Source organism: Curtobacterium sp. MCSS17_007 (genome assembly GCF_003234175.2).
Classification (GTDB): Bacteria; Actinomycetota; Actinomycetes; order Actinomycetales; family Microbacteriaceae; genus Curtobacterium.
This window is the reverse complement of the sequence record NZ_CP126257.1, coordinates 123,004-143,962: the sequence shown is the minus strand read 5'-3', so window position 1 is coordinate 143,962 and position 20,959 is coordinate 123,004. Positions and strand designations below refer to the sequence as shown.

General features: G+C 71.4%; 24 protein-coding genes. 5 read left to right on the top strand and 19 right to left on the bottom strand.

The features are described 5' to 3' along the window. The first annotated feature begins 9 nt into the window (after positions 1 to 9). On the top strand, positions 10 to 1,371 hold the full coding sequence (gene radA / locus DEJ22_RS00745; protein ID WP_111227958.1) for a DNA repair protein RadA: 1,362 nt from the start codon (positions 10 to 12) through the stop codon (positions 1,369 to 1,371). Positions 1,372 to 1,523: 152 nt separating this feature from the next. Here the strand turns inward: radA and DEJ22_RS00740 are convergent, their stop codons facing one another. Together DEJ22_RS00740 and DEJ22_RS00735 are read right to left on the bottom strand one after the other, a co-directional pair. Further along, complete coding sequence (locus DEJ22_RS00740) at positions 1,524 to 1,907, bottom strand: SseB family protein (protein ID WP_146241793.1); 384 nt, start codon at positions 1,905 to 1,907, stop codon at positions 1,524 to 1,526. Between the two features lie 5 nt (positions 1,908 to 1,912). Continuing rightward, on the bottom strand, positions 1,913 to 3,022 hold the full coding sequence (locus DEJ22_RS00735) for a VanZ family protein (RefSeq protein WP_111227956.1): 1,110 nt from the start codon (positions 3,020 to 3,022) through the stop codon (positions 1,913 to 1,915). 310 nt (positions 3,023 to 3,332) lie between these two features. Between DEJ22_RS00735 and cspE the strand changes: the two genes are divergently transcribed. Further along, positions 3,333 to 3,539: a transcription antiterminator/RNA stability regulator CspE gene (cspE, locus tag DEJ22_RS00730; protein ID WP_022904520.1), complete on the top strand. Its 207-nt coding sequence runs from the start codon at positions 3,333 to 3,335 to the stop codon at positions 3,537 to 3,539. A 267-nt stretch (positions 3,540 to 3,806) separates the two neighbouring features. On the opposite strand, the gene DEJ22_RS00725 is transcribed toward cspE, so the two are convergent. From DEJ22_RS00725 to DEJ22_RS00715, 3 genes are all read right to left on the bottom strand, one after another. Further along, a complete protein-coding gene (locus DEJ22_RS00725; RefSeq protein ID WP_181430952.1) occupies positions 3,807 to 3,971 on the bottom strand; it encodes a hypothetical protein in 165 nt (54 codons plus the stop codon). A 75-nt stretch (positions 3,972 to 4,046) separates the two neighbouring features. Continuing rightward, positions 4,047 to 4,736: a hypothetical protein gene (locus DEJ22_RS00720; protein WP_146241792.1), complete on the bottom strand. Its 690-nt coding sequence runs from the start codon at positions 4,734 to 4,736 to the stop codon at positions 4,047 to 4,049. Positions 4,737 to 4,800: 64 nt separating this feature from the next. Then, a complete protein-coding gene (locus tag DEJ22_RS00715) occupies positions 4,801 to 5,343 on the bottom strand; it encodes an amino-acid N-acetyltransferase (RefSeq protein WP_111227953.1) in 543 nt (180 codons plus the stop codon). Positions 5,344 to 5,476: 133 nt separating this feature from the next. Here DEJ22_RS00715 and DEJ22_RS00710 point away from each other — a divergent pair, with 133 nt between their 5' ends. Both DEJ22_RS00710 and DEJ22_RS00705 read left to right on the top strand, forming a co-directional pair. Continuing rightward, positions 5,477 to 5,929 (top strand): SRPBCC family protein, encoded by a 453-nt coding sequence (locus tag DEJ22_RS00710; RefSeq protein WP_111227952.1) that lies wholly within the window; start codon positions 5,477 to 5,479, stop codon positions 5,927 to 5,929. 104 nt (positions 5,930 to 6,033) lie between these two features. Next, positions 6,034 to 6,840 (top strand): hypothetical protein, encoded by an 807-nt coding sequence (locus DEJ22_RS00705; protein ID WP_146241791.1) that lies wholly within the window; start codon positions 6,034 to 6,036, stop codon positions 6,838 to 6,840. Between the two features lie 259 nt (positions 6,841 to 7,099). Here DEJ22_RS00705 and DEJ22_RS00700 read toward each other — a convergent pair whose 3' ends face one another. Beyond that, positions 7,100 to 9,616 carry an ATP-dependent Clp protease ATP-binding subunit gene (locus DEJ22_RS00700; protein WP_111227950.1) on the bottom strand — a complete coding sequence of 839 codons (2,517 nt, stop codon included), beginning with the start codon at positions 9,614 to 9,616 and terminating at the stop codon, positions 7,100 to 7,102. 177 nt (positions 9,617 to 9,793) lie between these two features. On the opposite strand from DEJ22_RS00700, the gene DEJ22_RS00695 reads away from it, so the two are divergent. Beyond that, positions 9,794 to 10,726: an NAD(+)/NADH kinase gene (locus DEJ22_RS00695; protein ID WP_111227949.1), complete on the top strand. Its 933-nt coding sequence runs from the start codon at positions 9,794 to 9,796 to the stop codon at positions 10,724 to 10,726. Here DEJ22_RS00695 and DEJ22_RS00690 read toward each other — a convergent pair. From DEJ22_RS00690 to folP, 13 genes are all read right to left on the bottom strand, one after another. Next, positions 10,677 to 11,504, bottom strand: coding sequence for a tyrosine-protein phosphatase (locus DEJ22_RS00690; RefSeq protein WP_111227948.1), 828 nt, complete (start codon positions 11,502 to 11,504; stop codon positions 10,677 to 10,679). The two genes, DEJ22_RS00695 and DEJ22_RS00690, sit on opposite strands and share 50 nt — an antisense overlap. A 162-nt stretch (positions 11,505 to 11,666) precedes the next feature. Further along, positions 11,667 to 12,737 (bottom strand): sigma-70 family RNA polymerase sigma factor, encoded by a 1,071-nt coding sequence (locus DEJ22_RS00685; RefSeq protein ID WP_111227947.1) that lies wholly within the window; start codon positions 12,735 to 12,737, stop codon positions 11,667 to 11,669. Positions 12,738 to 13,084: 347 nt separating this feature from the next. Continuing rightward, the gene (locus DEJ22_RS00680; protein ID WP_258375509.1) at positions 13,085 to 13,216 is read right to left on the bottom strand and encodes a hypothetical protein; all 132 of its coding nucleotides are present in this window, start codon (positions 13,214 to 13,216) and stop codon (positions 13,085 to 13,087) included. An 89-nt stretch (positions 13,217 to 13,305) separates the two neighbouring features. Further along, the gene (locus DEJ22_RS00675; RefSeq protein WP_181430951.1) at positions 13,306 to 13,449 is read right to left on the bottom strand and encodes a hypothetical protein; all 144 of its coding nucleotides are present in this window, start codon (positions 13,447 to 13,449) and stop codon (positions 13,306 to 13,308) included. Positions 13,450 to 13,503: 54 nt separating this feature from the next. Next, a complete protein-coding gene (locus tag DEJ22_RS00670) occupies positions 13,504 to 13,707 on the bottom strand; it encodes a hypothetical protein (RefSeq protein ID WP_258379693.1) in 204 nt (67 codons plus the stop codon). Between the two features lie 116 nt (positions 13,708 to 13,823). Further along, a complete protein-coding gene (lysS, locus tag DEJ22_RS00665) occupies positions 13,824 to 15,359 on the bottom strand; it encodes a lysine--tRNA ligase (protein ID WP_111227945.1) in 1,536 nt (511 codons plus the stop codon). An 81-nt stretch (positions 15,360 to 15,440) separates the two neighbouring features. Further along, positions 15,441 to 16,133, bottom strand: a complete 693-nt coding sequence (locus DEJ22_RS00660; RefSeq protein WP_258379692.1) for a Rossmann-like and DUF2520 domain-containing protein — start codon at positions 16,131 to 16,133, stop codon at positions 15,441 to 15,443. Continuing rightward, positions 16,130 to 17,893: a PH domain-containing protein gene (locus DEJ22_RS00655; protein WP_111227944.1), complete on the bottom strand. Its 1,764-nt coding sequence runs from the start codon at positions 17,891 to 17,893 to the stop codon at positions 16,130 to 16,132. The genes DEJ22_RS00660 and DEJ22_RS00655 overlap by 4 nt, the downstream gene beginning before the upstream one ends. Positions 17,894 to 17,901: 8 nt before the next feature. Then, positions 17,902 to 18,423 carry a PH domain-containing protein gene (locus DEJ22_RS00650; protein WP_111227943.1) on the bottom strand — a complete coding sequence of 174 codons (522 nt, stop codon included), beginning with the start codon at positions 18,421 to 18,423 and terminating at the stop codon, positions 17,902 to 17,904. 22 nt (positions 18,424 to 18,445) lie between these two features. Beyond that, positions 18,446 to 18,934, bottom strand: a complete 489-nt coding sequence (locus tag DEJ22_RS00645) for a DUF3180 domain-containing protein (protein ID WP_111227942.1) — start codon at positions 18,932 to 18,934, stop codon at positions 18,446 to 18,448. Then, positions 18,931 to 19,554, bottom strand: a complete 624-nt coding sequence (gene folK, locus DEJ22_RS00640; RefSeq protein WP_111227941.1) for a 2-amino-4-hydroxy-6-hydroxymethyldihydropteridine diphosphokinase — start codon at positions 19,552 to 19,554, stop codon at positions 18,931 to 18,933. The genes DEJ22_RS00645 and folK overlap by 4 nt, the downstream gene beginning before the upstream one ends. Next, positions 19,551 to 19,940, bottom strand: a complete 390-nt coding sequence (folB, locus tag DEJ22_RS00635) for a dihydroneopterin aldolase (RefSeq protein WP_111227940.1) — start codon at positions 19,938 to 19,940, stop codon at positions 19,551 to 19,553. Before folB ends, folK begins: the two co-directional genes overlap by 4 nt. After that, positions 19,937 to 20,953, bottom strand: coding sequence for a dihydropteroate synthase (gene folP, locus DEJ22_RS00630; protein WP_220033793.1), 1,017 nt, complete (start codon positions 20,951 to 20,953; stop codon positions 19,937 to 19,939). Before folP ends, folB begins: the two co-directional genes overlap by 4 nt. Between the last annotated feature and the right edge of the window lie 6 nt (positions 20,954 to 20,959).

Sequence of the window (20,959 nt, the reverse complement as noted above, 5' to 3'; positions counted from 1 at the left end):
CCTCGAGCCATGGCGCGCACCCAGTCCCTCTACCGCTGCACGGAGTGCGGGTGGACCAGCATCAAGTGGGTCGGCCGCTGCGGCGAGTGCCAGGCGTGGGGCACGGTCGAGGACACGACGGCTGCGGCAGCGAGCTCGCGCGGTACTGCGGCGGTCTCCGTCGCCGGTGGCCGGGTCGCCCGGCCGATCACCGAGGCCCGCGGCACCGCGGTCCAGCGGTGGAACACCGGGATCGGCGAGTTCGACCGTGTGCTCGGCGGTGGCATCGTGCCCGGAGCCGCCGTGCTCCTGTCCGGTGAGCCGGGCGTGGGCAAGTCGACCCTGCTGCTCGAGGTGGCCTCGCGTGCGGCGGCGACGGGCAAGCGTGTCCTCTACGTCAGCGCCGAGGAGTCCGTCGACCAGGTCCGGCTCCGCGCCGAGCGCACGAACGCCATGCACGACCAGCTCTACCTGGCGAGCGAGGTCGACCTCGGCGTCATCCTCGGTCAGATCGACCAGGTGCAGCCCGACCTGGTGATCGCCGACTCCGTGCAGACGATCTCCTCGAGCACGGTCGACGGCATCGCCGGTGGGACGTCACAGGTGCGCGAGGTCGCCTCAACCTTGATCCGGGTGGCGAAGGAGCGGTCGCTCCCGGTCCTCATCGTCGGACACGTCACGAAGGACGGCACGATAGCGGGCCCCCGACTGCTCGAGCACCTGGTCGACGTCGTGTGCCACTTCGAGGGCGACCGGCAGACAGCACTGCGCTTCGTCCGCGCCCTCAAGAACCGCTTCGGTCCGACCGACGAGGTCGGCTGCTTCGACATGGCCGGTGACGGCATCCACGAGGTCCCGGACCCCAGCGGCCTCTTCATGTCACGGAACGGCACCCCGGTGTCCGGTACGTGCGTGACGGTGGCGCTCGAGGGTCGCCGTGCACTCCCGGTCGAGGTGCAGGCGCTCGTCGTCCCGAGCTCGGCGCCGCAACCCCGTCGGGTCGTCAACGGCGTCGACTCGTCGCGCGTCGCGATGTTGCTCGCCGTGCTCGAACGACGTGCCGGGCTGAAGCTGTCCGACGCGGACGTCTACGTCTCGACGGTCGGCGGGATGAAGCTCACCGAGCCCGGTGCCGACCTCGCGATCGCACTGGCCCTCGCGAGTGCCGCGCGTGACCGTCCGTACCCGCACACCCTCGCGGCAGTCGGCGAGATCAGCCTCGCCGGCGAGATCCGTCCCGCGACCGGGGCGAAGCAGCGTGCCAACGAGGCCTCGCGGCTCGGGTTCACGACCGTCCTCGGCGCCGATGCCGAGCACCTGCGCGAGGCCCTGCGCGTCGCGTTCTCGCTCACGCAGTCCGTGCGGGAACGCGAGCTCGACCGAGCGTTCTGACGGGCACGAGCGCCAGTGCGGGCCACGCGCTGACCGGCACGAGCGCCCAGCGCGAGCCGCGCTCGGACGGGCACGAGCGCACAGCGCGAGCCGTACGACGGTGGTGACCCGCGCCTCCAGACCGACCGGTGCGACCGGCCTGACAGCAGCGCCTACGCGCGGAGCGCCGTCAGCAGGTCCGACGGGGTCGCCTGCATGGTGTGCGGACCCGCGATGTCGAAGAACACGCCCTCGAGCGAGTCGAGGTGCGCCGCGAGGAACTCCTCGAGCCGGGGACCGTCGTAGACCATGACCTGCCGGATCTTCTCATCCGGCACCATCGCCGTGTAGGCATCGGCCGACGAGAAGAGCAGCAGGATGCGCTTGTCCGAGCCCTCGCGGCCGAACACGCGGACCTGCATGTCCTTCTTGCCGGTGACGAGCCGGGGGACGATCACGATGTCGTTCCGCAGCGCGAACGCGACCGCGGCGACGTCCTGCTTCGCGAGGGCCTCCTCGAGCTGCTCGCTCCGGAAGCGCTGTTCCTTGTCTGCCATCACCCCTAGTCCACCAGATCTTCCTGCGCCGCACGACCAGGCACGACGGCGGGGGCGCGGTCATCCTCGACGCCGAGCCGGGCGACCGCGTTCGCGAAACCACGGCGGTCCCGCGTGACGACGAGTCCGACGACCGCGGCGACGGCCAGGACGAACGCCACGACCCCGGAGAACGGGAACGTGACCGCGCTGGCGAAGGACCACCCGCCGGAGCCGAGTGCCCAGCGGACGAGGCGTCGGCCCCCTGCGGGGCGGGGAACGGGGCGGATTCGCACGACGTGCTCGCCGAGCGTGCGTCCGGTGGCGAGGACGACGACCAGCTGCCCGACCGGGGCAACGAGCGCGCAGACGGACAGCAGGACGACGGCCAAGGGCGAGCGCTCGTCCACCCCGAGCAGGGCGAGCGTGACGACGGTGCCGGAGGTCAGGAGCCCCCCGGTGAACACGATCGTGAGCAGGTCCGCCAACATGCCGAACGCCCGGCGCAGGAACGTCACCGGGCGAGGGACAGCGGCATCCGTCCGACGGTCGGAACCGGCGAGCAGCGTGATCACCGGCGCGGCCATGGTGCCGAGCAGCGCGCCGGTGGTGTTCGCGAGCAGGTCGTCGACGTCGAACAGGCGGTAGGCGCACGGGTACAGGAACCAGTCACCGGTCAGCTGCGTGCACTCGATGAGCAGCGAGACCCCGAACCCGACCGCGGTGCCGAGCAGGAGGCCCGCGAACCACCGGTGTCGCAGGACCGCGTGGCGGACGAGCGCACCGAGCGGCATGAACAGGATGACGTTGAACACGACCTGCGCCGCAGCCGGGTTCGACAGGAGCGATCGGGGCCCCGAGACACCGCCCTCCTTCGCGATGTCCTGCAGGAACGTGAAGGGCACGAACTGCGGGGACGGTCCGGGGCAGAGGGTGGAGACGTCGTCGGGCAGGGGCAGCAGCGTGTACGTCACGAGGGCGAGGGAGTACACGAGTGTCGCGAAGGCCAGCAGACTCCGCCCGAACCCCAGGCTGCCGTGTCGGCGGTACTGCAGCGCCGCCCAGGGGACGAGTGCCGCGACGGCGAGGACCGTCCCGATGACGAACGCGACCACTCCCGGCAGCACCGTTCCCATACAGAAATACTACACACGGGTTCCGCTGGAGGCGGATTTCTCCGTCCCACCCCTTCCATTGCCGCCACATCACGGTAGGTTGGTCTCAACCGCTCCGGCGGGAGTCCATCGTTCTTCTGGTGCTCCGCACCTTCGAGCGCCATCGGTCACTGATCTTCCCAGGTCGCCTGGCCCCGAACCCGTCCCACCGGCCCATGCCCGCGGGACGCACTGATCCGAAGACAACCGTCGGGGGATCGGCGGCAGCAAGAGCCGTCTCGCAAGACAGGCAACGAACGTCGCCTGGCAAGAAAGTTAAGGAAACGCCATCATGGCAACTGGCACCGTCAAGTGGTTCAACAACGAAAAGGGCTTCGGCTTCATCGCTCCGGACGACGGCAGCGCTGACGTCTTCGCGCACTTCTCCGCGATCGCTGGCAACGGCTACAAGTCGCTCGAGGAGAACCAGAAGGTGGAGTTCGAGATCACCGAGGGCCGCAAGGGCCCGCAGGCCGAGAACATCTCGGTCATCGGCTGACCTCAGCCTCTCGGAACGGGCTCGTCGTCTTCGGACGGCGGGCCCGTTCTCTCGTTCCAGCAGCAGTCAGCCACGATCGACCAGCCAGCCACTCGGCGCACTTCGCTAGACGGCCTAGCGGAGTGCCGTACCGTGGTCACATGACTTCCTCGCGACCAGGGCCGGAAGACAGCGCAACGCCGTTCGACCTGCAGACCTTCCTCGACGACTTCATGACGGGGCTGGACCCGGAAGCGGCCGAGGAGCAGCCGTAGCGCCGCCGAGCCGCTACTCGGTGCGGACGCCGTCCGACCAGATGCTCGCGTCCTCGGACTCGAACAACCCGCGCTTCGCGCGCTTCCGCAGACCCCGCAGGGTCGCGATCTTCACCGGCTCGACGCCGGCCTCACGCTCGTAGGACGACTCCCGCTCGACGATCCCCTGACTCGACACAGTGTCAGGATGGCGCACTCGGGAGCGGCGGGACGAACCGGTGCGTGTCCCGGATGACGACGGGGCACCGAGGCGTCAGTTCAGCACGAACTGCGCCGACTCCTTCGACGCCAGGTCCCCCACCGCGACCTGCAGGTGGTAGCTCGCGCCCCCTCCGGTGACCGCCGGCCGCGACGAGTCGCACGTCGTCGCCGACGAGCGCGTCCGGTCCCATGCGATGGCGGGCGTGGTGAGCTCCTGCCCCGCCTTGATGGTGACGTCCTGGTTCGTCCCACCGGTCTGGCAGTCCTTCGACGACCAGTACTGCTCCTCGCCCGAGCTGATCGTCAGCACCTGCTGCGCCGACCCCAGGTCCATGTGGCAGTCGGCCGTACCGGTGTTCGTGATCGACATCGAGATCCGCGGGTCCTCGGTGGGACCGTAGGTGCGCTTGTCGACCACGGGGGTGAGCTCGATCTGGTCCTTCGAGCAGCTCGCGGCCTCGCCCGGTGCGGACGACGCCGACGGCGATGCGGACGGCGTCGACGTACCAACACCGGACGACGACGAGCCGGACGACGACCCCGAGGACGAGCCGTCCGACGACCCAGCGGAAGCAGACGCCGAGGCGCTCGGAGCGGACGCCGACGACGAGCCGCTCCCCCGCCCGACCACGATCAGCACGACCACCACGACGACGAGCAGCAGGACGCCGGCCACGAGCGCGCGACGGCGCCAGTAGACACCGGACGACTCGGGCCCCACGGGGTGACGGAACGACGACATGCGCACAGGGTAGGGCGAACCCGTCGCCCCGCAGCCACGCGACGCCGTAGCGCCACCGAAAGCGTCAGAGGATCTTCAGCATGCGGGTGTTGCCGAGCGTGTTCGGCTTCACCCGCGCGAGGTCGAGGAACTCCGCGACCCCTTCGTCCGACGACCGCACGAGTTCGGCGTAGACGTCGGGCGACACGACCTGCTCACCGATCTCCAGGTACCCGTGCTTCGCGAAGAACTCGACCTCGAAGGTCAGGCAGAAGATCCGGGCCACCCCGAGCGCGCGGGCGTCGTGCTCGAGCGCCTCGAGCATGCGGTGGCCGACGCGCTTGTGGATCCAGTCGGGGTCGAGCGCGAGCGTGCGGACCTCGGCGATGTCGTCCCAGAACACGGCGAGCGCGCCGCAGCCGATCGGCACACCGTCCGGCCCCTCGGCGATCCGGAACTGCTGGATCGAGCCGTACAGGGCGACGTTCTCCTTGCCGAGCAGGATGCGCCGGTCGACGTACGGGGCGATGAGCCGCTGGATGTGCGGCACGTCCGACGCGAGCGCCGGTCGCACCCGGATCCCGTGCTCGTCCCGCTCGTCGAACGCGTGCTTCCCGTGTCCCGTCATCCTCCCGAGCATAGAGCGCGAGGCCGACTCGTCCGGGCCGCGCAGGGGGACACCGGTCCTGGAACCCGTCCAGGTCAACGCGCCTACCGTTCGACGCGAACACGAACCAGTACGACGAAACGAAGGAGCGAGCATGCCCCAGATCATCGAGACCGTCGACGTCAACGTCCCGGTCCGCCAGGCCTACGACCAGTGGACCCGGTTCGAGGAGTTCCCCACGTTCCTCGACGAGGTCGAGAAGATCGTCCAGGTGGACGACAAGACCACCGACTGGACCGTCAAGGTCGCCGGTCAGGAGCGCGACTTCCGCGCCGTGATCACCGAGCAGCACCCGGACGAGCGCGTCGCGTGGACCGTCAAGGACGGCGAGGTCGAGCACGCAGGCGTCGTCACCTTCCACAAGCTCTCGGACACCGAGACCCGCGTCACCGCACAGATCGACTGGGAGCCGACCGGCCTCCTCGAGAAGCTCGGCTCCGCCGTCGGTGTCGGCGGCCACGCCGTGAAGAAGGACCTGCAGAACTACAAGGAGCGCGTCGAGAACGCACCGACCGAGCCGGGCTGGCGCGGCGACGTCCAGGCCTAGGACACTCCGCACGGACGGGAGGCGCGGTGCCAGCTGGCACCGCGCCTCCCGTCTGTCCACAAGCACCCGACGCACGCACACGTCACGCTGGCAGAGTGGGCGCCATGCAGCTCCTGCGCACCGCCGTCACCGGTACCGCGATCGCCTCCGCCGGGAGCGTCGCCCTCGGCGCCGCCGCAGCCCGGCGGCTCCTCCGTCCGGCACCCGCCACCCCGCCGGAGTCCGAGCTCGTGTACGCGACCGAGCAGGACGTCCCGGGCACCGAGCCGGACGGCATCGCCCGCACGCACGTCGTCCACGTGCACGGGCAGTCGATCGGTCCGCAGCAGGTCCTCCGCGGCCTGCGGGTCTGGCGGTCGCTCGGCGCCTCGAGCCAGGTCGTCGACACCACCGACCTGCCGCTCCGGTCCCTCGACCCCGCGGCCGTTGACCGCGTCGCCGCCGCCGCGCACGCCGCCAGGGCCCGCGGGGCCGAACGCGTCGTGCTGCAGGGCTGGTCCGCAGGTGCCCTCGCCGCCTCCGCCGCCGCGGCACGCACGCCGGTGGACGGCATCGTCGGCGTCGCACCGCTCCTCGACGTCCGGTCGGCCCTGCGCGGTGCGGTCACGTCGGCACGGTTCCCCGCCGCGGTCGCGATCGTCGCCGCCCGCATCGCGACGACCCCGGGGTTGAGCCGCCTGGCCGGGGTGCCGTACCCGCTCACGGTGACGCGCTGGCAGGACGACCGCACGCCCACGCTGCTGCTGCACTCGACCGCGGACGCACTCGTCGCAGAACCCGACCTCGCCGTGCGGCGCGCTCGCGGCGCCCGCGTGGTGACGTTCGACCACGCCCGGCACACGCTCGAGTGGAACGAGGACCCGGAGCGCTGGGAGTCCGGCGTCCGCGACTTCGCCGCCGCACTCGGCTGACGGCCCCGGAACGTGAAGTGGCCCCGGTCGGGGGGAGACCGGGGCCACTGACGTCCGACCCGTTGGGGGGAACCAGCCGGACGTCGCGCGCGAGGTGTTGGGGGGAACTCCTCGCAGGGACAACGCTACCCCCACCCGGGGGTCACGTCCGCCAACCGCCGGAACACGCGTGTCCTGGCCTGCGGCCCGCGCCCTGGGACAGCGCACGGGAGGCGCGGTGCCAGCTGGCACCGCGCCTCCCGTCCGTCTGGACTGGGTCCTAGGACTCGATCTCGCCCTGCGGGGTCTCCGCGGACTCGACCGCGGCCGCCCCGGCGAGGACCTCCTCGCGACCCGGCTGCCGCCCGGTCTCGAAGTCGAACTTGCCGTCGACGAAGTCGACCTTCACGTGGTCGCCGGCGTTGAGCTCACCCTGCAGGATGTGCTCGGACAGCTGGTCCTCGACCTCGTGCTGCATCGCGCGACGCAGCGGTCGGGCACCGAGTGCCGGATCGAAGCCGACCTTGATGAGCTGCTCCTTGGCGGCGAGCGTGAGCTCCACCGTCATGTCGCGGTCCAGCAGACGGTCGGACAGGCGCTTCACGAACAGGTCCACGATCTGCAGCAGCTCGGACTGCGAGAGCTGCGGGAACACGATCGTGTCGTCGACGCGGTTGAGGAACTCCGGCTTGAAGTGCTTCTTGAGCTCCTCGTTCACCTTCGAGCGCATGCGGTCGTAGCCGACGGCCGAGTCACCCTCGACCTGGAAGCCCACCGGGCCACCGGCGATGCCCTGCGAACCGAGGTTCGTGGTCATGATGATGACGGTGTTCTTGAAGTCGACCACGCGGCCCTGACCATCGGTCAGGCGACCCTCTTCGAGGACCTGCAGCAGCGAGTTGAAGATGTCCGGGTGGGCCTTCTCGATCTCGTCGAACAGGACCACGGAGAACGGCTTGCGGCGCACCTTCTCGGTGAGCTGGCCGCCCTCCTCGAACCCGACGAACCCGGGAGGGGCACCGAAGAGTCGCGAGACCGTGTGCTTCTCACCGAACTCCGACATGTCGAGGGAGATCAGCGCGCCCTCGTCGTCGAACAGGAACTCGGCGAGCGCCTTGGCGAGCTCGGTCTTCCCGACGCCCGTGGGGCCGGCGAAGATGAACGAGCCCGAGGGGCGGTTGGGGTCCTTCAGGCCGGCACGGGTGCGGCGGATGGTCTTCGAGAGGGCCGAGATGGCCTCTTCCTGACCGATGACGCGCTCGTGCAGGGCCTTCTCCATGAAGACGAGACGCGAGGTCTCCTCTTCGGTGAGCTTGAACACCGGGATGCCCGTGGCCTGCGCCAGGACCTCGGCGATGATGCCCTCGTCGACGGTGCCGGACGCGGCGACGTCACCCGCACGCCACTGCTTCTCGAGGCGGAGACGCTCGCCGAGGAGCTTCTTCTCCTCGTCGCGCAGGCTCGCGGCCTTCTCGAAGTCCTGCTCCTCGATCGCGGCTTCCTTCTGCCCGCGGACCGTCGAGATCTTCTCGTCGAACTCGCGGAGCTCCGGCGGCGCCGACAGGATCGACAGGCGCAGGCGTGCGCCGGCCTCGTCGATCAGGTCGATGGCCTTGTCCGGCAGGAAGCGGTCCTGCACGTAGCGGTCCGCCAGGTTCGCCGCGGCGACGATCGCACCGTCGGTGATGGACACCTTGTGGAACGCCTCGTACTTGTCGCGGAGGCCCTTGAGGATGTTGATCGCGTGCGGTAGCGACGGCTCGTTGACCTGCACCGGCTGGAAGCGACGCTCGAGTGCGGCGTCCTTCTCGAAGTGCTTGCGGTACTCGTCGAGCGTGGTCGCACCGACCGTCTGCAGCTCACCGCGGGCGAGGAGCGGCTTGAGGATCGACGCGGCGTCGATCGCGCCCTCGGCAGCACCGGCACCGACGAGCGTGTGGATCTCGTCGATGAAGACGATGATGTCGCCGCGGGTGCGGATCTCCTTCGTGACCTTCTTCAGGCGCTCCTCGAAGTCGCCGCGGTAGCGGGACCCGGCGATGAGCGACCCGAGGTCGAGCGAGTACAGCTGCTTGTCCTTCAGCGTCTCCGGGACGTCGCCCTTCACGATCGCCTGGGCGAGGCCCTCGACGACCGCGGTCTTGCCGACGCCCGGCTCACCGATCAGGACGGGGTTGTTCTTGGAGCGGCGGGAGAGGATCTGCATGACCCGCTCCATCTCCTTCTCGCGCCCGATGACCGGGTCGAGCTTGCCGTCGCGCGCCGCCTGGGTGAGGTTCCGACCGAACTGGTCGAGGACCTGCGAACCCTGCTGGGCGTTCTGCTGCTGCTCGCCGCCGACGGCGACCGCTTCCTTGCCCTGGTAGCCGGACAGGAGCTGGATGACCTGCTGACGGACGCGGTTGAGGTCCGCGCCGAGCTTGACGAGGACCTGGGCGGCGACGCCCTCGCCCTCGCGGATGAGACCGAGCAGGATGTGCTCGGTGCCGATGTAGTTGTGGCCGAGCTGCAGCGCCTCGCGCAGGGACAGCTCGAGCACCTTCTTGGCGCGCGGCGTGAACGGGATGTGCCCGGTCGGCTGCTGCTGGCCCTGCCCGATGATGTCCTGGACCTGCTCGCGGACGGCATCGAGCGAGATGCCGAGCGACTCCAGTGCCTTGGCGGCGACGCCCTCGCCCTCGTGGATGAGGCCGAGGAGGATGTGCTCGGTGCCGATGTAGTTGTGGTTGAGCATCTTCGCTTCTTCTTGAGCGAGGACGACAACACGACGGGCTCGGTCGGTGAATCTCTCGAACATGTGCTCTCCCTTGCCGGGCTCGTGGGAGCTCGGTGACGTACATCGAGACTAACCAGCGGACCCCCGCAGGGCTGCCCCTGTTCGCCGTGGGCGTGACCTCGTTGCGCACCGCGAGCACGGTGCTCGTGCAGGGGCCCGCTCGGGGGACGCCGCGGGTGCTCCGGGTACGCTGCGGGCATGGAGCAGCCCGTCGTCGGCCTCGTCGTCCACCCCACCAAGAACGTGCGGGAGTCCATCACGACCCTGCAGCGGTGGAACGCGTCGGGCGCCGGACGACTCGTGGCCCGACGGGCGGACGCCCAGCGCATCGGCGGGGACGTCGAGGTGATCGGCGACGACGACTTCACCGACCAGGTCGACCTCGTCGTCGCGCTCGGTGGCGACGGCACGATGCTCGGTGCGATGCGCCTCGTGGCGAAGCGCCCGGTGCCGGTGCTCGGGGTGAACTACGGCAACGTCGGGTTCCTCGTCGAGATCGAGCCGCCCGAGCTCGAGGCCGCGCTCGACCGCCTGTCCGCCGGCGAGTACCAGCTCGAACCGCACCACGCCCTCGAGGCACGGCTGTCGTGGGGCGGTGCCCGCACCGACTACCTCGCCTTCAACGACCTGACCATCGTGCGGCGGCCGGGTGCCGGGCAGGTGTCCGCCGACCTCAGCGTGAACGGGCTCGGCTACGGCTACTACCGCGCGGACGCCATCGTCGCCGCGACCCCCGCCGGTTCCACCGCCTACAACTACGCGGCCGGCGGGCCGGTGCTCTCCCCCGCGTTGTCCGGCTCGGTCGTGACGCCCGTCGCCCCGATGGCCGGCATCGACCGTGCCGTCGTGCTCGCCGCGCGGGAGCGCTACCGCTTCGACATCGCCGAGGGCACCAGGAGCGCGGCGCTCGAGGTCGACGGGCTCGTGGTCGGCGAGGTGGCGACCGGGGCCCAGATCGACATCCGGCTCCGCAAGGACGCGGGCAGCGTGGTGCGGCTCGACGCCGAGCGGCACGGGCGGACCGGTCGGGTGAAGCTCAGCCTGCTCGACCTGCCGGTGCGCCCGGACCAGCTCATCGAGCTCATCCCGCAGGACCTCCGTCAGAAGCTCGGCCGCGAGCTCGAGGACTAGCGCAGCACGCCGCTCGGTCGAGCATCCGGTGACGCAGCGCCCCCAGGTCGGCGTCCGCCAAGCCGGCCGAGCGCAGGTACGCCTCCGCGCCGCCGTGGGTCTCCTGCAGGTGCTGCAGCGCGCGCTCCATCGCCGCCCGCGGTGACCGCGTGGCGAGCTCGAGCACCCGGTCACCGTCGAGGTGCTCGCCCGAGCCGGCGAGCTGCGCGACGAGTTCCTGCGCCGCCTGCCCGAAGGAGTCCGGCAGGAACGTCTCGGTCGCGGCGTAGTGGTCGAGCACCGTGGCCGTCGGCACACCGAGCACGGTCAGCAGGAGCGCCACCACGACACCGGTGCGGTCCTTCCCCGCGGAGCAGTGCACCAGCACGCCCTCCGTACCGGCGTGCGCCACGACTCGGACCGCATCGGCGACGGCCGTCGGTTCGTCGTCGAGCAGGCGGCAGTAGAGCTCGTCGAGCGCCGGGACGTCGGTCATCGACGCGACCGCTCCCGCGAGCATCGGTACCGGGACGGCCGTGGCCCCGCTCCCGACGAGTGCGTCCGGAGCGGCGGACCGCTCCGCGTCGGTGCGCAGGTCGAGCACCGTGGTGACGCCGAGGCTACGCAGCCTCGCACGCCCGTCGTCGGTCAGTCCGCCGAGGGATCCCGATCGCAACAACCTCCCCCGGACGAATCGGCACCCGTCGGTCGTCGCGAGGCCTGCCGCGTCGCGGGCGTTGAACGAGCCGTCGAGGTCGACGGAGCGCTCGGCGGGATCGGGCTGTCGCAGTCGGATCATGCTGGAATGCTACACATCAGTGCGGGTGCGACCCTGGACAGCGAAGTGGCCCGCCCAGGCAGTGCCTGGACGGGCCGTCCCATCACCCCACCGGACCGCCTTCCCACAGGACGGCCCGGTTCCCCGAGCCGACGCTCACGCGCCGGCCGAAGCCTGCTGACCTCAGTCGGTCAGGTACAGCTGCATGTCCTGGCTCACGGCCTTCGCGAACAGGCGCAGCTTCGCACGCGACTCCACGCGGCTGACCGCCTGGCGAGTGGTGTGCACGATCTTCGAGATCTCGTCGAGCGTCATCGGCTTGTCGTCGTCCAGGCCGTAGCGCATGCGGATGACGTTGGCCTCGTCGCTCGGCAGCTCGGAGACGATGGAGCGGATGTCGCGGTGCAGGAGCGTCGTCTCGGTGAGCTCGTTCGGGCTCGCGGCGTCCTCGTCCTCGATGAAGTCGCCGAGCTCGCTGTCGTCCGAGTCGCCGACCACGGTGTGGATCGACACCGGCTCGTGCGAGCGGCCCTTGAGGTCGAGGAGCTCCTCGGTGCTCATGCTGAGCTCCGCGGCGACCTCGTCGGGCATCGGCGCACGGCCGAGGTCCACGGTCAGGTCACGCTCGGTGCGCGAGATCTTGTTGATGAGCTCGACGGTGTGCACCGGGATGCGGATCGTACGCGCCTTGTCGGCGAGACCACGCGAGATCGCCTGGCGGATCCACCAGGTGGCGTAGGTCGAGAACTTGTAGCCCTGCGTGAAGTCGAACTTCTCGACCGCGCGGACCAGGCCGAGGTTGCCCTCCTGGATGACGTCCATGAACGGCAGGCCGCGCTGCGAGTAGCGCTTCGCGATGCTCACGACGAGGCGGAGGTTCGAGGTGATCATGCGCTCCTTGGCGCGCTCACCGTCGCGGACGAGCCAGCGCAGCTCGCGCTGCAGCGTCTTGTCGATCCCGGGCTCGGTGTTGAGCTTCTCCTCGGCGAACAGCCCGACCTCGATGCGGCGGGCGATGTCCGCCTCCTCCTCCGCGGTCAGGAGCGAGAGCCGGCCGATGTGGCGCAGGTAGTCGCCGACCTGGTCGACGGATGCGCCCCGGACGCCGGCGAGCTGCTCGTCCGCCTCGACGTCGGTGTCGAGGGTGGTGGTCTCCACCGCGGCGTCCGCGGTCTTCGCGGCTGCTGCCTTCTTGCTGCGGCGCGCGGTGGTGCCAGTGGTCGTCGTCTTCGGTGCTGCGGTCGCGATCGTCATGGTGACTCTCCCTGCGGTTCGACGGTGATGGCCTCGTTGGGGGGTGCTGATGAGTAAAGCGGTCGCAAGGTGTACCCCACAAACCGATCGGATCGATTCCCAGGGAACGCCGTGCTTCACCATCGGAACTGTCCCCCGCGGGGTACAGGCCCACCGACAGCTTGCCCCCGCCTGATCCCCGAACACAAGGGGATGTCGCCGTGTTTCCGGTGTTTCGACCGTGTTTCGCCAGGGCTGTCACCCGTGTACCCCGGGCCGTTGCGCCTCGTGGACACGGAAAAGGGGTACGGCGTTCCGGATCGTCGTGATCCGGACTCCGTACCCCGAAGACCGTTGGGCGCGCGGTGTCACCAGGAGGGTTCGAGCCACCCGTCCCGTCGCTTGGAGGTCTCGAGGTCGGCGTCGCGGTCGAACTCGTCGTACTCGCTCTCGATGTCGCCGACGAGGCTGCGGCCGGTGAAGGCGTGCGTGATGGACATGCGGACGATGCTCACCCGCGCGGGCGACGTCCCGTCGACGACAGGGTGAACGGCCGGTGACCGACGACGGACGCGCAGACGTCGGACGCTCAGACGTCGATGTCGTCGTCGTCCTCGTCGGCCCACACCGCGTCGCGCGTCGCGTCGGGCAGGACGGAGTGGCCGAAGGCGTCCTCGGGGTCGAGGTCCGCCGGATCCGACGGGATCGGCGGCAGGCAGGGACGTGCGCTCACGACGTCACTGCACCACCCGACGGTGAACGGGTGGTGACGCGGTGCTGGCGAGGGCTACTCCGCCGAGGTCGGCGCGGGTGCCGGTCGCCCGTGCTCGCGCTCGTAGCGGGCGCGCTCCTCGGCCTCGACCTTCGCGTACGCCGCGCGCTCCGTGCGGTCCGCGCGCATGATCGCGCGCATCACGAACCAGAAGATCAGGCCGACGACGACCGTCGGCGTCACGGCGAAGATGATCCCGGTCACGACTCCCTCTGGCACCGGAGCATCGTACCTCGCCCCGATGGGCGCCATGCGCCCGGACCGGAGCCGGGACGCAACGGGAGGCGCGGTGCAAGCCGGCACCGCGCCTCCCGTCGGGTCGTCGGGTCGCGTCCCTACTTGACCAGCGGGAACAGGATCGTCTCGCGGATCCCGAGACCGGTGATCGCCATCAGCAGGCGGTCGACGCCCATGCCCATGCCGCCCGACGGCGGCATCGCGTGCTCGAGGGCCCGCAGGAACTCCTCGTCGACGCGCATCGCCTCGGGGTCGCCGCCGGCGGCGAGCTTCGCCTGCTCGACGAAGCGCTCGCGCTGCACGACGGGGTCGACGAGCTCGGAGTACGCCGTCGCGAGCTCGAACCCGCGGACGTACAGGTCCCACTTCTCGACCACGCCCGGGCGGGTGCGGTGCTCGCGGGTGAGCGGCGAGGTGTCGACCGGGAAGTTCATCACGAACGTCGGCGCGTGCAGCTGGTCGCCGTGGAAGTGCTCCCACAGCTCCTCGACGTACTTGCCGTGCGTGGCGTGCGCGACCTCGACGCCCTCGGCCTCGGCGAGCGCCACCAGCTCGGACAGCGGGGTCTCCGGGGTGATCTCGCGCCCCGCGGCTTCGGACAGCGAGCCGTACATGTCCATGCGGGCCCACTCGCCGCCGAGGTCGTACTCGGAGCCGTCGGCGAGCGTGACGACGAGGGAGCCGCCCGTCACGGCCTTCGCCGCGTTCTGCACGAGCTCCTGCGTCAGGTCGGCCATCTGCTCGTAGTTGCCGTAGGCCTGGTACGCCTCGACCATCGCGAACTCGGGCGAGTGCGACGAGTCGGCGCCCTCGTTCCGGAAGTTCCGGTTGATCTCGAAGACCCGGTCGATGCCACCGACGACGGCGCGCTTGAGGAAGAGCTCCGGCGCGATGCGCAGGTACAGGTCGGTGTCGAAGGCGTTCGAGTGCGTCACGAAGGGTCGGGCCGAGGCGCCGCCGTGCTGCGTCTGCAGCATCGGGGTCTCGACCTCGAGGTAGTCGTGGCCGGTGAAGGTCTGGCGGAGCGACGCCATGACGGCGGCACGGGCGCGGACGGTCTCGCGGGCCTGGTCGCGGACGATCAGGTCGAGGTACCGCTGGCGGACCCGGGTCTCCTCGTTCAGCTCGTTGTGCAGGTTCGGCAGCGGCAGGATCGCCTTCGCCGCGATCGCCCAGTCGTCGACCATGATGCTCAGCTCGCCACGACGCGAGGAGATGACGCGACCGTGCACGAACACGTGGTCGCCGAGGTCGACGAACTCCTTCCAGCGCGCGAGCGACTCGTCGCCGACCTCGGCGAGGGACACCATCGCCTGGATGCGGGACCCGTCGCCGGACTGCAGGGTCGCGAAGCAGAGCTTGCCGGTGTTGCGCGAGAACACGATGCGGCCCGCGAGCCCGACGACGTCCTGCGTCTCCTCACCTGTCTCGAGGTGGGCGTACTGCTCGCGCACCGACGCGATCGTGGTCGTGATCGGCAGCTCGGCCGGGTACGCCTCGATGCCGGCTTCCAGGAGCTTCGCCCGCTTGTCGAGCCGCACCTGCCGCTGTTCGCTGGTCTCGGCGGCGGCGAGCTCCGCTGCGGAGGGGCCGTCGCCCGAGGGCTCGGTGGCGGGTGCGGTCTCGTCGGTCATGCTGGTGCGGCTCCGATGGGGTCGTGGGGGATGCGTCGATGGTACCGGCCGCACCGCTCGCGCCCGGAACCGGAGGGACGGCTACAGGGCCGCCTGGCCGTCCGCCGCGGCGAGGGCGTTGTCGACCGCCGAGCGCACGAGGGCGCCGAGCACCCGCCCGGGGTGCTCCACGCCGATGCCGGAGAGCGTTCCGGCGGACTGGTCGACGATCGCGGTCGAGAACGACACCGCGGCGCGCACCGCGTCGGCGTACGCGGGCCGGTCCTGCTCGGTGACGACGAACGGCTCCGCGCCCATCTCGACGACGAGCGCCTGGGCGATCGGCAGCACCGGCGCCGGTGCGGTGACGGCGCAGTAGGCGTCACGCAGCCGGGCGAGGTCGACGCTCGTGCCGGTGAACGCCATCGCCGGGTGGATGGCGAGCGGGATCGCGCCGGCCGACATCGCCGGTCGGAGCACCTCGACGCCGTGGTCGGGGCTGGTGTGCACGACGAGCTGCCCCGGCTGCCAGATGCCGGCGTCCGCCAGGCCCTGCACGAGCGGCGCGAGCTGGTCGTCGGGCACGGCGAGCAGCACGAGTTCGCTCCGCTCGACCAGGTCCGGGGTCGCCAGGACGGGTGCGCCGGGGAGCATCGCCTCGGCGCGGTCGCGGCCGGCGTCGGACACGGCCGTCACACCCACGACCGCGTGCTCGGCGTTCGCGAGCGCGGCGCCGAGCACGGGTCCGACCCTGCCCGCGCCGACGATGCCGACGCCGAGTCGTCCCGCCCTCACCGCAGGGCTCCGGGTGGCGGCACGTCGGCCCAGCGGACGGGAGGCGCGGGGTGCGTCCCAGCGCCGGCCTGCCACGGGCCCGTGGCAGCCGTCACGGCCGTGGCACCGACCGCCTGCGGGTCCGACGCGTGCGTGGCGGGGGTGGGTCGGGCCTCCCGTTCGCGCCAGCGGTGGGAGGTGTCGACGGCGGCCGCCTCGACGGCACGGCGGGCGGTCTCCGACCACAGCCGCTGCGCGTCGAGGGCGTCGAGCGCCCCGACGCGGGCGGACACCGGGCCGGCGACCGTGTGGACGTGCACCGACGCGAGCCGGAGCGCGCGTTCGAGCGGTCCCTGCTCGACCTTGACGCTCTGCACGCGCGGCAGCGGGACGATCACGAGCGAGCGCCAGACGGCACCGAGCCGGAGCAGCACCGCGCCCGGCACGAAGCGGTAGCCGTTGCGGCGGAACGCGAACGGCCGGAGCCAGGCGCCGCGGCGGGGCGAGTGCACGAAGCCGCCGCGGTCACCGGTCGTGGTGAGGCTGTCGTCGACGACGTCGACCGCCTCGGACGACCCCTCGCGGAGTTGCTCGCGCGATGCCTCCGGACCGGCGACGGCCGCGCCGACGAGCCGCGGCAGGATGATGTCCAGGACCTCGCGGACGTCCTCGGCACGGCCGACGGGCAGCACGATCGACGAGACCTGTTGGTTGTTGGACGCCCCGTTGCCGGCGTTCGTCGCGCGGTTGATGCGGACGTCCCACCAGCCGAACGGCCGCCAGAGCAGCGGCTGCGCCACGCTCACGGCGTGGATGCGCCCCGGCGGCAGCGTCTCGTTCGAGGTGGACACGAGCCCGAAGCCGATGCGGATGCCGTCGCGGGTCTCGGCGATCGTGTACTGCAGCGAGCGCGAGAACTTCCGGACGGTGTAGCCGCCGGCACCGATGACCACCGGGAACAGGCCGATCAGGATGCCGTACTCGCCCGTGATCGCGATGCTGACGATCATCGCCACGATGACCACCACGAAGAACACCGTCGTTCCGGAGAGCAGCATCGACGCGATGAGCCGGCCCGGGTGCACCTTCACGATCCGGGTGGCGTGCACGGCGGCGGGGTCGAGCTCGGGCGAGAAGAGCTCGCCGACGCGGTCCTGCAGCACGCCGTTCGAGTCGCGGCGGGCCGTCTCCTCGTCGTCCTGGGCGCCCGAGGCGAGCACGAGGATGCGCTGCCGCAGGTCGTCCGCCGCCCGCGCGCCGAGGTACGCCAGCTGCACGTTGGCGTCGTTGCCGGCCTGGGCGATCTCGAGCTTCGCCGTGCCGAAGATCCGCGGCACCACGGGCCGCGAGATGTTGATGCCCTGGATCCGGTCGAGCCGGGCCTTGCGGTGGCTGCGGAACAGCACGCCCGAGCGGACCTCGACCACGTCGCCCGTGACGCGGAACTCGTGCATCCGCCACGAGACGTAGAACGACCCGATCAACACGGCCAGGAGCACGACGATCCCGAGCAGGACCCAGCCGACCGCACCGTGCTCCCACACGTAGCGGACGGGGTCGCCGTCCTCCTGCGGGGCCTGGCCCGGCACGAAGAACTCGAGGAGCTGGTCCCGCAGGTTGTTCAGCACGTAGCCGAGCACGACGATGAGGAAGATGCCGCCCTTGAGCAGCGGCGTCAGCGGGTGCAGGCGGTGCCACTCGCCGTCCGTCAGCGGAGCGGCTGCGGCGGCGTCACCCCGGCGCGGCGGTGCGGGCGGCGGTGGCCCGGGTCGGAACGTCACGATCGCCCCTAGAGCCCGGCGCGGCGGGACTCGGCGAGCTCGACGAGCCGGTCGCGCAGCTCGTCGGCGTCGGCAGCGGGGATGCCCGGGATCCGGACGTTCGTCGCGGCGGCGGCGGTGACGAACTTCAGCTCGCTCAGCCCGAGGGCCCGGTCGAGCGGTCCGCGGTTCACGTCGACGAGCTGCATGCGCCCGTACGGCACCGCGGTGAAGCGCTGCCACATGAGCCCGCGGCGCAGCACGAGGTCGTCGTCGCGCAGGGCGTAGCCGATGGCGCGGACACGACGGGGCGTCAGGACGGCGGTGACCAGTGCGACGAGGGCGACCACGATCGCGACGCAGGTCCAGACCGTGCCCGCGGGCCCGTCGAACCCGCCGAACAGCACCGCGAAGAGCACGCACCCGGCGGTCACGACGACCCCGACCACGATCGTGCTGACGAGCTCGGTCCAGACGAGCTTCGGCGACACCCGCGTCCACGTCGTCCCGGTCAGGCCGAGCCCCGGCTCGTCGAGTCGTTCGAGCGGCATCACGGCCTCCTGCGGTCGTCGGTCAGTTCGCGGCCGTCCCGCCCCTGGGCAGGTCGTCATCGTCGTCGCCCGGTGGCGGCGCCATGCACATGTGCTCGGCGACGAGCGCGCACACCACGAGCACGAGACCGCCCCCGACCGCGACGGCGTTCGGCAGGACCGAGCCTAGCGGCGGCAGGGCAGACCTGGTCAGGAGGTACACGAGGAGCCCCGCGGCGAAGGCACCGAACAGTGCACCGGCGATGCTCGAGGCCTTCGCGAGCACGACGACCCGCGTGGCGTAGAGCGGGTCGACGGGGTGCTGCCGGCCGGCACCGTCGCGGGCGTGCCGGCGGACGGGTCGGGCCATCGCGACGACGGCGACGCCGATCAGGGCGAGCGTCACGCCGAGGGGCGTGGAGAGCAGCAGGGTCGGCTCCTGGCGCGAGGCCAGCACGGCGTCGAGGGCGAACCCGGCGACGGCGGCGACGAGGGCGACGCTGACCAGGGTGGAGGCGCGGGTCGGCTTCACGCGGCGGGCTCCGCTCCGGCAGTGGGTGCGGGCGCGGCTGCGCTTGCGGCGTCGGGTGCGGGCGCGGCGTCGGGTGCGGTCCGGGTCGCGGGCGCGGGTGCGGTCCGGGACGCGGGCGCGAACAGCCGGGGCTCGTCGACGCGCTCGGTGTCGTCGCCGATCGACTCGAGCAGGTCGGCCACGCGTCCCACCCCGGGCAGCACGGCCTCCGGGTCGGCGTCGAGCCACGGCGCGAGCACGAACGCTCGCTCCCCCGCGCGCGGGTGCGGCACCGTCAGGGTGGCGGTGTCGGTCCGCAGGTCGTCGATCGCCACCACGTCGAGGTCGAGCGTGCGGTCGCCCCAGCGGACCTCGCGGGTGCGGCCGTGGTCGTCCTCGATCCGGTGCAGGGCGTCGAGGAGGTCCTGCGGCGCCAGGTCGGTGTCGACGACGACGACGCCGTTGCGGTACCGGGGCTTGCTGTCGTCGAGGCCGTCGAGGGTCAGGGCGACGGACTCGACCTCGTGGCTCGACGCCACCGGCCGGATGCCCGGCACGGCGACGATCGCCTGCGCAGCGGCCCGCAGGGTGCTCCCGCGGTCGCCGAGGTTCGCGCCGAGCGCGATGACCGCCCGGCTCACTCTTCTTCCTCGTGGGACACCGCACCACCGCGGGTGCGGCGGATCGTGATCGAGACGTCGGAGAACGGCACCGTGATCGGCGCCTGGGGCTTGTGCACCGTGACCTCGACCGCGAGCGCCGCCCGGTGGGTGAGCACCGCGGACGCGATGCGCTCGGCGAGGGTCTCGATGAGGTCGACCGGCCCGCCCTCGATCTCGGCCACGACCTGCTCGGCGACGACCCCGTAGTGCACGGTGTCGTCCAGGTCGTCGGACCCCGACGACACTCGGGCGTCGACCTCGACCGCGACGTCGACGACGAAGTCCTGGCCGTCGGCGCGCTCGTGGTCGAAGACGCCGTGGTGTCCGCGGGCGCGCACTCCGGTCAGTCGGATGGTGTCCTTCATGTTCGCGCTGCCCTCCAGGCATCCCAGACGTCGAGCACCGCGCGGGTCGGTGCGGGGTCGTGCACGCGGACGCCCCACGCCCCGCGTTCGGCGGCGAGCAGGCTGATCGCCGCGGTGGCGAGGTCGCGGTCGCGCGGCGGAGCACCGGCGGCGCTGCCGACCCCGTCGAGGAACCGCTTGCGCGAGGCGGCGACGAGCACCGGCAGCCCGATCGACGCGAAGCGTTCGTAGCCGGCCAGGATCTCCCAGTTCTGGGCGCCCTGCTTCGCGAAGCCGAGGCCCGGGTCGATCACGACCTGCTCCTCGCGCACGCCGAGCACGATGAGCTCGGCGACACGCAGTTCGACCTCGCGCCGGACCTCCTCGACCGCACGGGTGTACTCGGCGTTCCGGTACATCCGGTCGCTGTGCCCACGCCAGTGCACGACGACGAACCCGGTACCGGTGTCGCGGACGACGCGGACCATGTCGGGATCGGCCAGCCCGCCGGACACGTCGTTGACGATCACGGCACCGGCCTCGACCGCGCGTTCGGCGGTGGCGGCGTTCATGGTGTCGACGCTCACGGCGATGCCCTCGGACACGAGCTGGCGGACGACCGGCAGCACGCGCTCCTGCTCGACCTCGAGCGGCACCCGTTCGGCACCGGGACGGGTGGACTCCCCGCCGACGTCGACCAGGTCGGCCCCGGAGGCGACGAGGTCGCGCGCGTGGGCGATCGCCGCGTCGACCGCGAGGTGCAGACCGCCGTCACTGAACGAGTCCGGCGTGACGTTGAGGATGCCCATCACCCGGGTGCGGTCGGCGGTCTCGTCGCCGCCGACGGCGCGGCTCCCCCCGACGCCGGGGTCGCGCCGACGGCCGGTCACGATCTCCGGCACCGGTGCTGGTGCGCGGAGGTCGATCGCGACCGTCGGCGGTTCCGCGGCTGCGGCGCGGGCCCGCTGCTCAGCGGCGGCGGCCTGGCTCGCCTCGGCGAGCCGGCGTGCTCGTCTCGTCGGCAGGTCGGTCATGCCGGG

Bases quoted from the DNA above. Each gene is read 5' to 3' on its own strand.
- DEJ22_RS00685 (WP_111227947.1), bottom strand. From the start codon at position 12,737: ATGACGATCGCGACCGCAGCACCGAAGACGACGACCACTGGCACCACC.
- DEJ22_RS00680 (WP_258375509.1), bottom strand. From the start codon at position 13,216: ATGTCCATCACGCACGCCTTCACCGGCCGCAGCCTCGTCGGCGACATC.
- radA (WP_111227958.1), top strand. From the start codon at position 10: ATGGCGCGCACCCAGTCCCTCTACCGCTGCACGGAGTGCGGGTGGACC.
- lysS (WP_111227945.1), bottom strand. From the start codon at position 15,359: ATGACCGACGAGACCGCACCCGCCACCGAGCCCTCGGGCGACGGCCCC.
- folP (WP_220033793.1), bottom strand. From the start codon at position 20,953: ATGACCGACCTGCCGACGAGACGAGCACGCCGGCTCGCCGAGGCGAGC.
- cspE (WP_022904520.1), top strand. From the start codon at position 3,333: ATGGCAACTGGCACCGTCAAGTGGTTCAACAACGAAAAGGGCTTCGGC.
- DEJ22_RS00715 (WP_111227953.1), bottom strand. From the start codon at position 5,343: ATGACGGGACACGGGAAGCACGCGTTCGACGAGCGGGACGAGCACGGG.
- DEJ22_RS00710 (WP_111227952.1), top strand. From the start codon at position 5,477: ATGCCCCAGATCATCGAGACCGTCGACGTCAACGTCCCGGTCCGCCAG.
- DEJ22_RS00690 (WP_111227948.1), bottom strand. From the start codon at position 11,504: ATGATCCGACTGCGACAGCCCGATCCCGCCGAGCGCTCCGTCGACCTC.
- folB (WP_111227940.1), bottom strand. From the start codon at position 19,940: ATGAAGGACACCATCCGACTGACCGGAGTGCGCGCCCGCGGACACCAC.
- DEJ22_RS00700 (WP_111227950.1), bottom strand. From the start codon at position 9,616: ATGTTCGAGAGATTCACCGACCGAGCCCGTCGTGTTGTCGTCCTCGCT.
- DEJ22_RS00695 (WP_111227949.1), top strand. From the start codon at position 9,794: ATGGAGCAGCCCGTCGTCGGCCTCGTCGTCCACCCCACCAAGAACGTG.
- DEJ22_RS00650 (WP_111227943.1), bottom strand. From the start codon at position 18,423: ATGCCGCTCGAACGACTCGACGAGCCGGGGCTCGGCCTGACCGGGACG.
- DEJ22_RS00705 (WP_146241791.1), top strand. From the start codon at position 6,034: ATGCAGCTCCTGCGCACCGCCGTCACCGGTACCGCGATCGCCTCCGCC.
- DEJ22_RS00735 (WP_111227956.1), bottom strand. From the start codon at position 3,022: ATGGGAACGGTGCTGCCGGGAGTGGTCGCGTTCGTCATCGGGACGGTC.
- DEJ22_RS00740 (WP_146241793.1), bottom strand. From the start codon at position 1,907: ATGGCAGACAAGGAACAGCGCTTCCGGAGCGAGCAGCTCGAGGAGGCC.
- DEJ22_RS00720 (WP_146241792.1), bottom strand. From the start codon at position 4,736: ATGTCGTCGTTCCGTCACCCCGTGGGGCCCGAGTCGTCCGGTGTCTAC.